Source organism: Flagellimonas algarum (assembly GCF_040513375.1).
Classification (GTDB): Bacteria; Bacteroidota; Bacteroidia; order Flavobacteriales; family Flavobacteriaceae; genus Flagellimonas_B; species Flagellimonas_B algarum.
The window spans coordinates 983,211-997,987 of the sequence record NZ_JBEVTG010000001.1 but is presented as its reverse complement, the minus strand read 5'-3'; the positions used below and the strand labels follow the sequence as shown (position 1 = coordinate 997,987).

Genomic DNA, 14,777 nt, shown 5'->3' with positions numbered 1-14,777 from the left:
AAATTCGCCCCATAAAAAAACTCCCGACATTCTTCACGTCGGGAGTTCCATTTTTTCGGTATCCGAAGTCGCTTAGGCAGCGTTTTCCTCTTCGGCTTTGTCGATCAAAACCTGACCTCTATAATACAATTTGCCCTCATGCCAGTGCGCCCTGTGGAACAAATGCATCTCGCCAGTTGAAGGATCTTTGGCGATGGTTGGCATAGTGGCCTTGTAATGGGTACGTCTTTTGTCCCTTCTGGTTTTTGATATTTTTCTTTTAGGATGTGCCATCGTTACCTATTTATCGTTTAATAATTTTTTTAAATCGTCCCATCGCGGGTCGGTCTGTTCTGATGTCTCGTTCTCTTCTTTCAAACCAAGGGTTTCGAGTTTATCGAGGGCTTCCGATTGCAAACTTCCATCGGCAACTCCTGGATGCACCCGTTTCTGGGGAACGGCCAACACAAGCATTTCGTACATGTACTGTGCGATGCTGAACTGGTGTTCGCCATGCGGAAGGATCAGGATTTCATCATCCTCATCGTTGAATTCCTCCCCGAATTTAATGACCAACGGCAAACTCGCGCTAAGGGGCAGGTCGAACGGTTCATTGGTTACATCGCAATTGACGTTGACCGTTCCGCTGGCCGTTATCTCGAGTTCCATCATGGTGCTCATTTTGTTCAAAACGGCCACGACTTCTATCGCTGAGTCGTTAAACTCTTGGTAATCAAAAGATTCAAAGAACGCATTGTCAATTGAATACGCAAATTCGTGTTTTCCCTGTTTTAGTCCCGAAAATGGAATATAAAACGCTCTCAACTTCATGTTCCTACACTTATCATTTGTGCATCAGCCTGATAAGGCGGGGGCAAAGATACCATTTATTTGCAAAAGCACAATTCCTAAACCAAATAAAAATAGGGTTTTATGCCGTTGCCCCCTTCCCTTTTTTGTTATGGTTCTTGGGGTTTTGCTTTTTTAGCGGATTTTGGGTGAGTTCGGCGAACTCCATTCGGTTCTTGAATACCTTGAGGGCCGTGAATACCGCCTCTTTGAACGAGCTGGCATCGGCCTTGCCTTGACCGGCGATTTCATAGGCCGTTCCGTGGTCTGGTGAAGTACGTACTTTTGAAAGTCCGGCGGTGAAGTTCACCCCTTGCCCGAACGACAGGGTTTTGAAAGGTATCAGGCCTTGGTCGTGATAGGCTGCCAAGATGGCATCGAACTTATGATGGCCGTTTGAACCGAAAAAACTATCTGCGGAATAGGGCCCATAAACCAAATGCCCTTCATTGAATAGGCCTTCAATGGTGGGTTTCATGACTTTTTCGTCTTCTTCGCCGATCGTGCCGTTATCCCCACTATGCGGGTTGATGCCTAACAGGGCGATTTTAGGTTTTCGGATGCCGAAATCCATTCTCAGCGATTTCAGCATGGTCAGCACCTTATTGCGCACCACCTTCGAACTGATGCTCGCCGCTACCTCCTTCACCGCAATATGATCGGTCAACAAACCGACGCGGAGCGAACCTGCCACCATGAACATCAGGCTTTCGCCATCGAGTTCCTGGGCTAAAAAATCAGTATGCCCCGGAAAATTAAAAGCTTCCGATTGGATGTTGTTCTTGTTGATCGGGGCGGTCACCAAAACGTCGATTTCGTTTTTCTTTAAACTCGCCACTGCCGCTCGCAAGGACTTGATCGCAAATTCACCCCCTAATCCGGTAGCTTGGCCGAATTCGGTCTCAAAGGGCTCTCTCCAAACGTTGACCACGTTCAACTTGCCGTCAACCGCCTTTGATGCCTCTCGGATACCATTGAAGCTGATCGGGATGCCCAGGGTCTGTTTTTGGTGTGATATCGCTTTGTTCGAAGCGAATAGGACCGGTGTACAGAAATCGAGCATTCGGGCATCTTCGAAGGAACGAAGTGCGACCTCGCAGCCGATGCCGTTCAAATCACCCACTGAAATTCCCAACCGTATTTTTCGCTGTTCGCCCATAAATCAAAAACGCATTGCCTAATTTTACCACGCAAAGCTACTTAATTATACGATTATGTTTACGGGCATTATTGAAACCCTGGGAACCGTGGCGAAATTGGAGGCCGAAGGTTCGAATTTACACCTCACGATCGATTCAGAACTCGCTCCCGAACTGCAGATCGATCAGAGCCTGGCGCACAATGGCGTTTGCTTGACCGTCATTGCCTTGAACGATACGGGGTATACGGTAACGGCCATTGCCGAAACCTTGGAAAAATCGAGCCTAGGAGGTCTTAGCGAGGGATCCGTGGTCAACCTCGAACGGGCGATGAAAATGGGTGCACGGCTCGACGGGCATATCGTACAAGGCCATGTCGACCAGACGGCGACCTGCACCGCCATTGAGGAAAAGGACGGCAGCTGGTTCTTCAGCTTCCGATACGATCCCGATTTAGGGAATATCACCATTGAAAAAGGTTCGATTACCGTTGACGGCGTAAGCCTGACCGTTGTCGACTCCAAACGTGATGCCTTCAGTGTGGCCATTATTCCGTATACCTACGAGCATACGCGATTCCATAGCTATAAGGTAGGCGATACGGTCAACCTTGAATTCGATGTGATCGGAAAGTATGTGGCCCGCTTGATTACCTTGCGTGACTAAACCTTGATGAAGATCTTCCGCTTGTAAAGCACATAGGCCAGCAGGCAATAAAAACCCACTACCGTCAATCCGTAGAGCAAGGAAGAAAGTTCCATCGATAGGCCGTCATGTACGTAAATCGTTTGGAACAACCAGCCATGGAGGGAGGTCTCCCCATCCACCTTGATCAGGTAAAACAACTTGCTAATAAAGCTCGATAGGAAGTAGACCACGATCGCATTGGCCCCGGCGTAGCGAAAGATACTTCCGAATCGGATGTCCTTGATATCGGTCAAGTAATAGATCAGCGCCAAAACAATGTTGGCCCAGCCTGCGGTCACCAACACGAAGCTGCTGGTCCAAAGGGCTTTATTGATCGGAAAGATAAAATCCCAGAGGTGTCCTAAAAGCAAAAGGCCGCCACCGATGCCAAAGAGTAGGGTGGCTTTCTTTTGCTGTTTCGATACCAAGATCAATCCGGTGAAGATTCCCAACAGGGAACTCACCACCGAAGGAATCGTACTCAACAATCCCTCTGGATCGTAATCGGGCTTGTAGTTGTGGGTGCCGAACAACTGTACGTCGATATAGTTGGCCAGGTTGTTCGGAGCGCGCTCAAAGGTCGAGGCCACCCCCTCAACGGGTACGAAGGCCATCAACAAATAATACCCCACCAACAAGGCAACCGCCACCCAGATCAACTTTTTCCAATGCAGGTTCAAGAACAACAAGGCCGCAAAGAAAAAGACGACGCCGATACGTTGCAATACCCCCGGGAAACGGATGTCGGCGAACTCTTTAATGAAGGGAAAACTGATGGTGAAGGCCCCGAGGAACAATCCTAAGCCAATCAGTTTTAGGCTTCGTATGGTGATTTTCTTATAAATCACGGGGGAAGCTTGCTTGTTTTGATAGGCGAAGACAATCGAGGTGCCCACGATGAACAGAAAAAACGGAAAAACCAGATCTGTTGGGGTGTACCCATGCCATTTCGCATGTAAAAGAGGGGCGTAGACATTCGACCAGGTGCCGGGTGTGTTCACCAAGATCATCAACACGATGGTCATGCCCCGAAAGATATCGACCGAAAGGATTCTATTTTTCATATCAAAGGATGTTGTCTTTCATAGTATTCCAAACCCGGGTAAGCAGGTACCCCGCTACGGCCGCCACAGCGGTCAGTACCATCGCCAAGGTCGTTTCTCCATAGATCCAGTATCCGGTGGCGAACATGATGGTGTAGATTAGCAATACCCCCAATAACATAGCGGTAATCCCCGAGGGCACACTCCATTTAGCACCCTCCTCGACGATATCGACCGATTCCTCTTCGGCTTCCGCGATGACTTTAGACCAGCCTGGACCTCCAGGTTGGATTTTCTTATAGAACTGTTGCAAGACTTCTTTAGACTCGGGTTGGGTCACAAAGGTGGCCGTCAACCAAATGATAGTGGTGATGACCATGATAAAGGGCAGTTCGCCCCAGTCGGGCAACAAGCCATTTTCGGCGCCGAACAAAAAGCCTCTCAAGGAGGTGGTCTCCAACAGAATGGCCAAAATGCCCGATGAGAACATGGCCGTTATCTCACTCCACGCATTGATCCGCCACCAGAACCAGCGCAGGATAAAGATGAGTCCCGTGCCCGCTCCAAAAGACAGCAGCAAGTTGAAGATGCCCATTGCGTTCTGCATGGCCAAGGCCAAAAAGGCGCTCAAAACCATCAAAATCACCGTTGACAACCGCCCAACGGCGACCATCTGCTTTTCAGTGGCGTTCGGATTGATCTGTTGTTTGTAAAAATCGAACACCATATAACTCGACCCCCAATTGAGCTGCGTAGAAATCGTGCTCATATAGGCTGCGACCAAAGAGGCCAAAACGATGCCCAATAAGCCGCTGGGTAATTTGGTCAACATGGCCGAATAGGCCAGGTCATGGCCCAATTTGTCAGCCGCTACGTTCGGAAAGGCCTCATGTATACTCGCCACATCCGGATAGATGACCAAAGAGGCCAAAGCGACCAAAATCCAAGGCCAAGGCCGCAAAGCATAGTGCATGATGTTGAAAAAGAAGGTCGCCCCAATGGCGTGGTTCTCATTTTTCGCTGCCAGCATGCGCTGGGCGATATACCCCCCGCCTCCGGGCTCACCGCCAGGGTACCATGAACTCCACCATTGTACCGCAAGGGGAATGATCAGCATGGTAATCAAGGCTTTTTTATCGCTGAAATCTGGAAGGATGCTCAGTTTATCCTTGACGTTTTCGTTCTGTAAAATGGCTTCGATACCCCCAACTTCAGGGAGGTTGACCAAATAGACCGCAGCGCCTATAGCCCCGGCCATGGCCACGAAAAACAAGAGAAAATCACTGTAGACCACCCCTTTGAATCCGCCTAAGGCACTAAAAACGACAGTGATCAGGCCTGCGGCCACCACGGTGACCCAAGGTTCCAAGCCCAACATGACGCCGCCGATCTTGATCGCCGCCAAGGTTACGGCCGACATGGTAATCACATTGAACAGGATGCCCAAATACACGGCGCGGAACTTGCGAAGAAAGCTTGCGGGCTTTCCCCCATAGCGCAGTTCATAGAATTCCAGATCGGTCTTGACATTCGACTTACGCCAGAGTTTGGCATAGACGAAAACCGTCAGCATGCCCGTCAACAAAAAACACCACCAGCCCCAGTTGGCGGAGACTCCGCTCGAGCGAACCAAATCGGTCACCAAATTGGGGGTGTCGGTCGAAAAGGTCGTGGCGACCATCGAAAGGCCCAGCAGCCACCAGGGCATGGTTCGGCCTGAAAGAAAGTATTCAGAGGAGTCTTTGCCTGATTTTTTCGATACGTAGATCCCAATAGAGAGCACGATGGCAAAAAAGCCGAAAATCAGCACATAGTCGAGGGTACTGAGTTGCATAGTTTATTAATTGGTTGATTTCTAAAGATATTACTTTTTTGGCACGGCCTTGAACGCCCCCTTGTTTTTGCAACATTCCTAGCAAAGAATGACAAAATGCTATCAACGGCAAAAGACGGTTCGCCCTTGAGCGGAGAATGGGTATTTTTGCGGTAGCTAGCCTGTATGCAAACACTTTCGACCATCGACCTTTCAACCTCCTCTTGGGTATTGGCCTTTACCGCGTCCTTTTTAATGGGGGTTTCGAAAGCCGGCTTGAAAGGCATGTCGATCTTCAATGTCACCTTAATGGCATTGGCCTTTGGTGCCCGGCAATCGACGGGACTCATCATTCCCCTATTATTGGTCGGCGATGTGTTCGCAGTACTCTATTACAATCGGCATACCCAATGGAAGTATTTGCTGCGATTCTTGCCTTGGATGCTCGCGGGTATCTTACTGGGCACCTTTTTGGGGAAGGATCTGCCGGAGACCGAATTCAAGATCGGCATGGTCGTCATCATCTACCTCAGCTTGGGCGTTTTGGTGTACTGGGATCGGATGAAGACCAAAGCCGTGCCCGAACATTGGGGATTCGCAGGGGGCATTGGCATCTTGGCCGGCATTTGCACCATGATCGGTAATTTGGCGGGGGCCTTTACCAACATCTTTTTTCTAGCTCTCAAATTGCCCAAAAATGCCTTTGTGGGTACTGCGGCCTGGTTGTTTTTGATCACCAATGCCTTCAAATTGCCCTTTCACCTTTTCGTCTGGGAGACCATTTCAACAGAAACCCTAGAAATCAATCTCAAACTGCTGCCGGCTATATTGGTCGGCTTGGTCACCGGGGTATTTTTGGTCAAGAAAATCGGGGAGCAAAGCTATCGCTATTTCATTTTGGCCGTTACGGCAGTTGGCGCCGTGGCGATCTTGTTCCGTTGAGTTCCATTATAGGCCTTCGGCCCTCAGCCGCTGTGGTTTGATGATGTATCGCCCGTCACCGTCATAGGCCTTGGCAAGCAATTCCGAAATGCCGGATATAAAACTGGCATAGGTGTTCTCATTGATTGATCCGATTTGGTTGAGGTCGGCGATTCCCGGACCTGTAATCCCAAAGGTGTGCATGCTGAATTTAACGGTCGCATGGCCAAAAATGACGCTGGCTGTAATCTGCTGTGGTGTGTCGAGGCGGGCCTTTTTATTATGACTGGTCACCCGCATCATCATGCGGGCACCTATACCGAATTTTGATACTTTCCCGTTACAATGCATCGAACCTCGTTGTAGGTATTCAACCACGGTGACCCGTTCGTGTTTTTTTATGTTGACATTGAAAAAACCCAATAGACCCAAACTCTTTTCGTCACCATCGGCAAAATCATAGGCGTCGATAACCACACCATCACTTAGTTCCTCGATAGTCGTTGGAACTTTGCATAAAAACTCAGGACCATCCTTATTAATTTTCTCAATGAAAAAAGGGATATCGTTGATGTTTGGGAAAAAATAAATGAAATGTGCAATTATGAATAGGGTTTTCATGGGTTGTGCATTTCTTGAAAACTAAAGGTTATGAGGTAACCTGACAAAGACCATCGCGCAACCTTTATGATTTTGTAGGTAAGTCCCCCATTTGGGTGAGTTGGGATGCATGCTTTCATCGAAAACGGGAGTTTTAGAGAAGTGGGCTGGCACTAAGCGTCATACCTCCTTACTACTACCAATCCAAAGCGTAGCTAGGGTCTCAATACCCTAAAAAATGGTATGGGTTCTGGAATTGAAGTTGGTCGGCGTAAAAAGCTTGGGAATATCCCAAGCTTTTTTTTCCCCTTTATTTGCCGTTCAACTGTTGCTGCAGCGTCTTTTGAATGCCCCCAAGATGCTTGTTGAACTCCGAAACCTGCTGCAACAACTGGAACATGGCTGCCTGATCCCCAAGCCCTTTCGCTTTGTTCTGCTCGACAAAGGTGGCTTTGATGCTTTTCCATCGTGCCTGTTCTTCCTTGGTCAACGATTGGGTCAGCTCTTTGTATTTCAAAAGATTGGCCTCTGCAGCGCTTGTCAAGGTCTGTGACTCGCTTTCGTAATGCGACAACAAGAGCGTATCGAGTTCCGAATCGTTCATGATCGGTACGATCTTCGCTACCAATTTGTTCATGTCGCGGTAAGATCCTTGCAACTTGAAAGACGGTTCGGTTCGATAGGCATCTTCCATCGCCGCCGATTTGATATAGGTCGCGTTCACTTGCAAAACCGTATTGCGCACCTCGATTACCTTGGCCAAAACGGACAGATAGTCTTGCACCTCTTGCCGGGTATGGTTGCCTTTGAGGGCAGCGGTGTCTTCGGTATTGCTGGTCACCATATGGATCAGTTCGTATACATCTTCGAACGATTTGCTGCTCAACTGTTGCAGGATCGGATTCGACGTCAGGGCGTTCTCGATCAAACTGAGTTCGAACAGATCGGCGGTATCGCCTATGATATCCCCCAAATTGTAGATGTCGGCCCGATTCGCCAGCATGTCGGGTATCTGAAACTTATCCCCGCTTTCGGTATAGGGGTTTCCGGCCATGATAACACAGAACTTTTTGGCCCGCAGGTCGTAGGTTTTTGCCACGCCGTTATAAATACCTTCTATTTTTCGGGTACCGTCGGCCAAGGAAATGAACTTTTGGAGGAACTCCGGATTGCAATGTTGGATATCATCCAAATACAGCATGACATTGTTCCCCATTTCAAAGGCCAGGTTCAATTTTTCCAATTCGGCTTTCGCCGCTGAATTCGATGCGGTATTCGGATCGACCGAAGTGACCTCATGACCTATCGCAGGGCCATTGATCTTCATAAAGATCAACCCCAAACGGTTCGCCATGTATTCCATCAAGGTGGTCTTTCCGTACCCGGGCGGGGATATCAAAAGCAGCATCCCCATTCTATCGGTGCGCTTGTTTTCACCGGCGCTGCCCAGTTGCTTGGCCAAATTGTCGCCTATCAACGGGAAATAGACCTGATCGATCAACTTGTTGCGTACAAAAGATGATAAGACCCTGGGCTTGAAGCCTTCCAATTTCAAGTCGTCTTTCACTTGCTCGGTCAGCTCGTGTTTTGCTTTGGCGAACGCATTGAAAGCAACGACCTCATGCTTGCTGAAATGCGCTAATGCGGCAATGAACCCATGATAATCAAAGGCGAAGACCCCCTCGTTCAAACGCTCATGACTGCCCTTCATTTTAGCGATATCCACTTTGGGGCTCGCACTGATGACCCTCGGTCCATGGGGAAATAAAAACAGGCAGCACACCTCATGCAAATAGTGTTCATCAGCGCCATCGCTTAAATAGGCCTTGACCCATTGCCAAGCCAAGGTGATCCGTTCTTGAAGGTCGTCGATCTGCTGATGGGGGTCGATGGCCACCTTCTCCTTTACTTTCGAATACAGCTTTTTGCCCTTAAGCGCTTTGGCGAATTGCCCGTAGCGTTCCAAGGCGGTATGGCTGACCGAGAAATCGTAGTGCTCCTTGATTTCCTTAAAAAGATATCGGGCCACTTCGTGACTTTGTCCGGCATCGAACAACTGTTGTGCCTCCGCGAATTCCGAAATGGCCTCAGCCAATTGGCCCACGACCTTATCATGGGCGGTACTGTTCGGAAACGTCTTTACAACCTGTCCTGCATTTTTCAGCAAATCGTTCCAATGGCTGACCGCATCGGCGTCTAGGGTCTGCCAAAAATATTGGGCGTAGGCCCTGATGTTAGGGGCGTAGGTCAGCACTCCCAAGTCGTGATGTTTCGCCACCAGTGCCATTAGGATCTTATGGGCATCCTCATCATGCACCCCTTTCACATAGCCTTCCGCATAGTTTTTGCTCGTGGCATCGACCACGAGTTGCTTCAAGGCCGATTTCGACATGGCATGCAACTCGGTTGCATCGTTCGCCTTGAAGATCTTATAGGCCAAATAGGCCGCACGGTATACCTGCTGGTTTTCGGAAACCAGCTCTTGGTTCCAATAGGCTTGGGATTTGGTCAAGGTCTCGTTTTCGATTTCTTGGTAAAAATCCGTCCCCGTCAAATGGTAAAAAAGACGGTCATCCTTATAGACGATGGTGAGGTCCAATACCTGTTTGTTCACGCCGAATTTGTGCTTGCCCAATTTGATGATGTTCTCTCCATCTTCATACAGGTCTTGCTTGTCTTTCAGCTTTCGAATCGCATCTTCCTTGGCCACTTTGACCGCAGTCTCTATGGCTTCGGCCTTGCCGGAATCTTCCAATTCCAACAGCTGCTGCACGATATCGCGGATCTTGCTCACCATAAGGTCTCCGGCGAAATATCCGTTGATGTCGTTCAGGTTGTCGAAGGTCAGCGATTTTTTAAGCACCCCTTTCAAAATGCGGTTGGCCGAATTTTCCAAGGCCACGGTGCGTTTGTTACGGGCCTCTACCAAAGCCATTTTACGGGCTTCAAAGGCATTGTATACTTCTTCGCGCTTTTCGATGATCTGTGCGATAAAGTCCTCGAAATCGGCGAAGCGCCCTTCGAGGTCTTCAAGTTGGAGCACCACCTTGTTCAACAATTCATCGGTCTTTTCAGGGGTACCCGAAATATCGAGGTAATTGATCACGCTCTGATCGACCAATTTCAATTGGGCCGCGAATTCGGCACCCGATTCTTCGACGGAAAGCGCATTGATCTTGTTCTTGATCCCTGCCTTCAGCTGGTTGATCGACGCGAAGATCAGGGAAATGTTGTCGATGATCTTCGTGGTTTGCGAAGTGTCTTCGATCTTGAGGTTCGAAACGATCTCAATGAGCATTTCGAGGTCGACCGCGATCTGGTTCACCTCGTCTTGTAGTTGTTTGGTGTCGACGACCTTGACCACCTTTTCCAATTGCTGCTGCTTTTCGGACACGCGGTCTTGATAAGGCAATAGGGCTTTGTCATCGATAAGGAATAGCACGCAGCGTTGCGAAACCTTTTCGGTCTGCTCAGCGATCTGGACCTCCAATTCTTCAATAAAGGAAACATCGACATAGCGTACTTCCTTTAAACCGATGACCTCACCCCGAAACGAGCGGAGGTTCGATAAGATCTTCACGAAATCATCGATCGATTTGAAGGAGCTGCTTTTGATCTTCCCAAAAAGTGCGGCTGCGGTTTCTTGGGTCGCTTTTGTGGTCGAAGCGGCCGTTTTACGAAGTTGCACGACTTTTTCGAATTCATCGATCGCCGCATTGGCCGTATCGTTGATGGCAATCAATGGCAGGTTGAGCTCATGGGCCTCTTCCTCATGGATCCAATAATAACTATCAAGAATGTCGGTCGCGAACTTAACCAGGTCGTCGTAGAGCCCGCTGTAGCTATCTTCTTTGTTTAAAAGGGTGATCAACGATTGGCATTCGGCCATGGCCGCTACGATGTCCTTATTGCCGATTTTGTACAACAAGGTGTCGGTATGTTCGGACGGGATCTCGGTCCCTTTCATAAAGGTGGTCTGCCAAATTTGAATGACATGGTGCTTGGTTTGCTCGCCATCGGTCTTGAAATAACAGAGCTCCCCGTTTTTAAGCAAGGTAAACCCGTTACAAATGATCGGGGTCTTCACTTCTTGCTCAATGACGTTGTAAGACATCAATACATAGACCCCCGTTTCACTTTCGTAAAAAACATAGAGAAAGTCTTCGCCATTGGGCGAGCTGACCTTCTCTTGAAACCGCACCTTGCCCAAGTCGTTTTCAAACTTCTTAAAAGCCCCGGATTGTAAGTAATATCCGTTCGGATAAATGACCCCTTGGTCATTGGGAAGCAGGATGCAGGCATTTTTGATGCTGGGTATTTTCTTGACCTCTTGGATCTTGTGGTTGTATACGAAATACCGCGGTTCTTCTTGAAACGGCTTGATTTCAATGGCGATGAGGTTACCGATCTCGGCATAGCGAAACTGCCCGTCGTCGAGTGTTTGGTCTTGATGTTCGACGGCTTCACTGAAGATCCCCAGGCCTTCATCGGTATTGTCTTCGATCTTGATGGTAAGGTCGCCCCCAACGGTTTCAACGAATACCTTGTCTAGAATGGATACATGGGGGAAATCGCCGTAGCGCTGCATGTCGCGGTCGGTCTCCACCCAATGGAACCCATGCTGGGCCGGCATTCTGAATTCATGGTCGCTACGGTTGTCTTGATAGCGCAAACTGCCGTCTTTGATCAACCATTTGAAGGTTTTGATATCGGAGGTGCTTTCGCTAAGCTGAAAAACCATGTGCAGGTAGTTGCCCACCACGGCAAACTTGCTGAAAATGGTATTTCGGTAGTACTTATAGAGGTTGACGAAGTCGTTCAAGAACACCTCGTCATCGATCAAGGAGAGGTTTTGGGCTACGAACCCCCCATCTTGATACGCAAAAACGCCGAACACATCTTCCAATTTGATCTGGGTACGCAACCCAAAATGGACATTATAGCCCAAAATGGTGTGTTCGCCAATGGTGATGATGTCACGGGCAATGCAATTGTTCTCGGTGTTGATTCGATTGTTGGCAATCAGTTGGGTCACGACGCTTCCAAAAACCTGCTTTCGGCTTTCGTTGAGCTGATTAAGCCGTGTTTGCAAGGCGTTTTTCTGCTCCTTTAAGCGGGCCCGGATGATCTCATAGGTGCCATCATCGAGTAGGGTATTGCTAGGCGTATGTTCTTGTTCTTCCTGCATTGTTGTTTTTGATTCGTTGCTTGCTGCCCTATTTATTTTCTTCAGTCGTTGGCCGATCGGCGGGATGCGCTTACATCCCTTCGATATGGAACAGCACTTCGCCCACTTCCATCTTTTGGTTCAGCGGAATGCGATATTGCAACCGACCACTGTATAAACTTTCAAATTCGAAGAGGATCGTTTCATTCTCTAAACTGCAAACGATGTCTCCCGAACGAATGTGATCCCCAGGTTCTTTGTGCCATTTCGTTAGGCGATAGCTTTGGCCATATCCCAAATCGGGTACCCGAACCACTTGACTATGCCCTTTGACCACATGACCAGCGTTGGAGTGCGGTCGTTTCCCTTGGTGTTCAAGGGTCGCGTTTTGGGCGGTTCCCAAACCACTTATCCAACGTATAAAACGGTTCAACATAGAAGGGGTGTCTCTCGTGAATGTTCGCTATAGAAAGCATGCCCTACCCCTTGTAGAAGGCAGGGCCTGCCTATCCTTATTTCAATTTCTTGTTGCCCAATCCAAGGCTATTGGCCAGGTTCAACAAGTTTTCGAACATATTGCCCTCGTCGTTGCTCGTTGCCCTTGACTTCAATTGCAGCAGAAGGTTGGCCACGGAAAGGTTCTTCAGATCTTCGGATGAAATATCGTACTGAACGGCAAATTCCTTGATGCGGCCCAATAAATTGCCTGCCACATCTTCGGTTCCCAAAATCGCATCTTTGATGTCTTGGGCCTGCTCGGAGTGCTGAAGCAATCGATCGAAGCCTTTGGCGCGGGTTATCTGTCCGACGATTTGATCAAAGAACATGGACTCCCCACCGACGATATCGATATTCGCGGCTTTCAATCCTTCAGAAAGCACACGGGCCTGGGCATCGGCGATTTCCTTCTGGATATTGATATGGGCCAAATCGATCTGTAGTTCTTTCTCCAATCGCAGTTTGAACTCCTCATGGTCTTTTCCGACACCGTCAAGCTTCTTCATGGCATTGGCCTTTTCTTCGATACCGGCAGCATCGGCGATGGCTTTTTCCTTGATAACCTCGGCCTCGGCCAAGCCTTCTTTCTTGATCGCATCGGCTTTGGCTTCGATTCCTGCGGCTTCGGCCTTGGCTTTTTTCTCAATAATCAAGGCTTCGACCGTACCCTGCCTTTCGGAAGCATCGGCTTTCGCGTGCATCACTTCGGCTTCCGATAGACCAATGGTCGCTTCTTCTTTGGCTTTGGCCTCTGCCAATGTCTTACGGGCTTCGGCCTCTTTCTCACTGGCTTCTTTATGGGCCTGGGCTTCGATATTGACCTCTTCGGCCTTTTGCTTGGCTGCCTCTTTCTGGGCTTCGGCCGCTTTCAAGGTCTTGATCAGATCCTCTTGGGCCGCGGCTTCGGCAAGGGTCACTTTCACTTGTTTCTCACGATCGGCCCCTTTGAACGCTTGAATGTCCTTCATGTTCTCTTGCTCTTCGACTACGCCTTTTTCGAGCATGACGCGATCGCGAATCACATCTTGGATGTTTTTCTTCTCGACCTCAACGACCTTTTCTTTCTCGATCTGGGCCAGGGTGACCACGCGCTCCCTTTCGGTAGCCTCTAGGGCACGGTCTTTTTCAACACGTTCGGTTTCAACGGCGGCGGTACGCTCTTTGTTCTTTTGGGCCACCACCACTTGGCGTAGTTTGTTTTCTTCGGCCACTTGTAATTTCTCTTCGGTGGCGATACGGGCACTTTCCGATTTGAGTTTCTCTTCTTCGGCCACCTTCATGATCTCGGCCTCTTCACGCGATTTGATATTGGCGATCTCCCGTTTTTGTTGTTCCTCTTTCTCGGCCAATTGTCGGTCCAATTCCAAAATCGCTTCCCGGGCCTCGACATCCTGCTTGCGGATGATCTTCTCCTCATCCCTTTTGATCAGGTTGGCCTTGATGTTTTGCGCCGCGGTCAGATCGGTGATCTTTTTGATCCCTTCGGCATCAAGGATGTTGTCGGGTTTCAAATGCGATACCGAGGTCTGCTCGAGGTAATCGATGGCGCAGTCTTCGAGGGTATATCCATTGAGGTCGGTACCGATGATATCGACGATCTCATCGCGGAATTCGCGACGGGCTTCATAGAGGGCGGTAAACTCGAACTTCTTTCCAACGGTCTTCAAGGCTTCGGAGAATTTCGCCTCGAAAAGGTCTTCCAAGGTTTCCTTTCTGGAAGCCCTGGCGACCCCGATGGTCTGTGCCACTTTTTTGATGAAATCCACTTCGTTGTTGACGCGCACAAAGAAGGCTACCTTGATATCGGCACGCATATTGTCTTTACAGATCAATCCTTCGACACCCATACGTTCGATCTGTATCTTCTTTACCGAGATATCCATGACCTCGACACGGTGAAAAACAGGTACGACGTAGAGCCCTTTGTCCGTAGCGACCTTGGTACCCCCGAACCCGGTACGTACCAAAGCTTCCCCTTGGTGCACCTTTTTATAGAACAGGGCGATGATCGCAAAGTATACGATGATTAGAAACAGCAAGACTCCCAATGCCGTTACGATGATAGGTAAGATTCCTTCCAT

Annotated in this window: 11 protein-coding genes; 2 read left to right on the top strand and 9 right to left on the bottom strand. The window is 49.0% G+C overall.

Annotation, left to right across the window (positions count from 1 at the left end; all coding sequences use genetic code 11):
• Positions 1 to 72: 72 nt before the first annotated feature.
• The 3 genes from rpmF to pdxA all read right to left on the bottom strand — a co-directional run bounded on the left by rpmF (position 73) and on the right by pdxA (position 1,987).
• Positions 73 to 273, bottom strand: coding sequence for a 50S ribosomal protein L32 (gene rpmF / locus ABV409_RS04590; RefSeq protein ID WP_353876368.1), 201 nt, complete (start codon positions 271 to 273; stop codon positions 73 to 75).
• A 6-nt stretch (positions 274 to 279) separates the two neighbouring features.
• Positions 280 to 810: a YceD family protein gene (locus ABV409_RS04585; protein WP_353876367.1), complete on the bottom strand. Its 531-nt coding sequence runs from the start codon at positions 808 to 810 to the stop codon at positions 280 to 282.
• 100 nt (positions 811 to 910) lie between these two features.
• Entirely contained in the window at positions 911 to 1,987 is a 1,077-nt protein-coding gene (pdxA, locus tag ABV409_RS04580) for a 4-hydroxythreonine-4-phosphate dehydrogenase PdxA (protein ID WP_353876366.1), read from the bottom strand.
• 55 nt (positions 1,988 to 2,042) lie between these two features.
• Between pdxA and ABV409_RS04575 the strand changes: the two genes are divergently transcribed.
• Entirely contained in the window at positions 2,043 to 2,633 is a 591-nt protein-coding gene (locus tag ABV409_RS04575; RefSeq protein WP_353876365.1) for a riboflavin synthase, read from the top strand.
• On the opposite strand, the gene ABV409_RS04570 is transcribed toward ABV409_RS04575, so the two are convergent.
• Both ABV409_RS04570 and ABV409_RS04565 read right to left on the bottom strand, forming a co-directional pair.
• The gene (locus ABV409_RS04570; protein WP_353876364.1) at positions 2,630 to 3,718 is read right to left on the bottom strand and encodes an acyltransferase family protein; all 1,089 of its coding nucleotides are present in this window, start codon (positions 3,716 to 3,718) and stop codon (positions 2,630 to 2,632) included. The two genes, ABV409_RS04575 and ABV409_RS04570, sit on opposite strands and share 4 nt — an antisense overlap.
• 1 nt (position 3,719) lies before the next feature.
• Positions 3,720 to 5,531: a sodium:solute symporter family protein gene (locus ABV409_RS04565; protein WP_353876363.1), complete on the bottom strand. Its 1,812-nt coding sequence runs from the start codon at positions 5,529 to 5,531 to the stop codon at positions 3,720 to 3,722.
• Positions 5,532 to 5,696: 165 nt separating this feature from the next.
• Here ABV409_RS04565 and ABV409_RS04560 point away from each other — a divergent pair, with 165 nt between their 5' ends.
• Entirely contained in the window at positions 5,697 to 6,452 is a 756-nt protein-coding gene (locus ABV409_RS04560) for a sulfite exporter TauE/SafE family protein (RefSeq protein ID WP_353876362.1), read from the top strand.
• Positions 6,453 to 6,458: 6 nt separating this feature from the next.
• On the opposite strand, the gene ABV409_RS04555 is transcribed toward ABV409_RS04560, so the two are convergent.
• The 4 genes from ABV409_RS04555 to ABV409_RS04540 form a co-directional block, all read right to left on the bottom strand.
• On the bottom strand, positions 6,459 to 7,052 hold the full coding sequence (locus ABV409_RS04555; RefSeq protein ID WP_353876361.1) for a hypothetical protein: 594 nt from the start codon (positions 7,050 to 7,052) through the stop codon (positions 6,459 to 6,461).
• Positions 7,053 to 7,341: 289 nt separating this feature from the next.
• Complete coding sequence (locus tag ABV409_RS04550; protein ID WP_353876360.1) at positions 7,342 to 12,219, bottom strand: DNA repair ATPase; 4,878 nt, start codon at positions 12,217 to 12,219, stop codon at positions 7,342 to 7,344.
• Between the two features lie 70 nt (positions 12,220 to 12,289).
• Positions 12,290 to 12,634 (bottom strand): biotin/lipoyl-containing protein, encoded by a 345-nt coding sequence (locus ABV409_RS04545; RefSeq protein WP_353876359.1) that lies wholly within the window; start codon positions 12,632 to 12,634, stop codon positions 12,290 to 12,292.
• A gap of 76 nt (positions 12,635 to 12,710) precedes the next feature.
• The gene (locus tag ABV409_RS04540; RefSeq protein WP_353876358.1) at positions 12,711 to 14,777 is read right to left on the bottom strand and encodes an SPFH domain-containing protein; all 2,067 of its coding nucleotides are present in this window, start codon (positions 14,775 to 14,777) and stop codon (positions 12,711 to 12,713) included.

Bases quoted from the DNA above. Each gene is read 5' to 3' on its own strand.
- ABV409_RS04540 (WP_353876358.1), bottom strand. From the start codon at position 14,777: ATGGAAGGAATCTTACCTATCATCGTAACGGCATTGGGAGTCTTGCTG.
- ABV409_RS04560 (WP_353876362.1), top strand. From the start codon at position 5,697: ATGCAAACACTTTCGACCATCGACCTTTCAACCTCCTCTTGGGTATTG.
- ABV409_RS04545 (WP_353876359.1), bottom strand. From the start codon at position 12,634: ATGTTGAACCGTTTTATACGTTGGATAAGTGGTTTGGGAACCGCCCAA.
- ABV409_RS04565 (WP_353876363.1), bottom strand. From the start codon at position 5,531: ATGCAACTCAGTACCCTCGACTATGTGCTGATTTTCGGCTTTTTTGCC.
- ABV409_RS04570 (WP_353876364.1), bottom strand. From the start codon at position 3,718: ATGAAAAATAGAATCCTTTCGGTCGATATCTTTCGGGGCATGACCATC.
- ABV409_RS04555 (WP_353876361.1), bottom strand. From the start codon at position 7,052: ATGAAAACCCTATTCATAATTGCACATTTCATTTATTTTTTCCCAAAC.
- pdxA (WP_353876366.1), bottom strand. From the start codon at position 1,987: ATGGGCGAACAGCGAAAAATACGGTTGGGAATTTCAGTGGGTGATTTG.
- ABV409_RS04585 (WP_353876367.1), bottom strand. From the start codon at position 810: ATGAAGTTGAGAGCGTTTTATATTCCATTTTCGGGACTAAAACAGGGA.
- ABV409_RS04575 (WP_353876365.1), top strand. From the start codon at position 2,043: ATGTTTACGGGCATTATTGAAACCCTGGGAACCGTGGCGAAATTGGAG.
- ABV409_RS04550 (WP_353876360.1), bottom strand. From the start codon at position 12,219: ATGCAGGAAGAACAAGAACATACGCCTAGCAATACCCTACTCGATGAT.
- rpmF (WP_353876368.1), bottom strand. From the start codon at position 273: ATGGCACATCCTAAAAGAAAAATATCAAAAACCAGAAGGGACAAAAGA.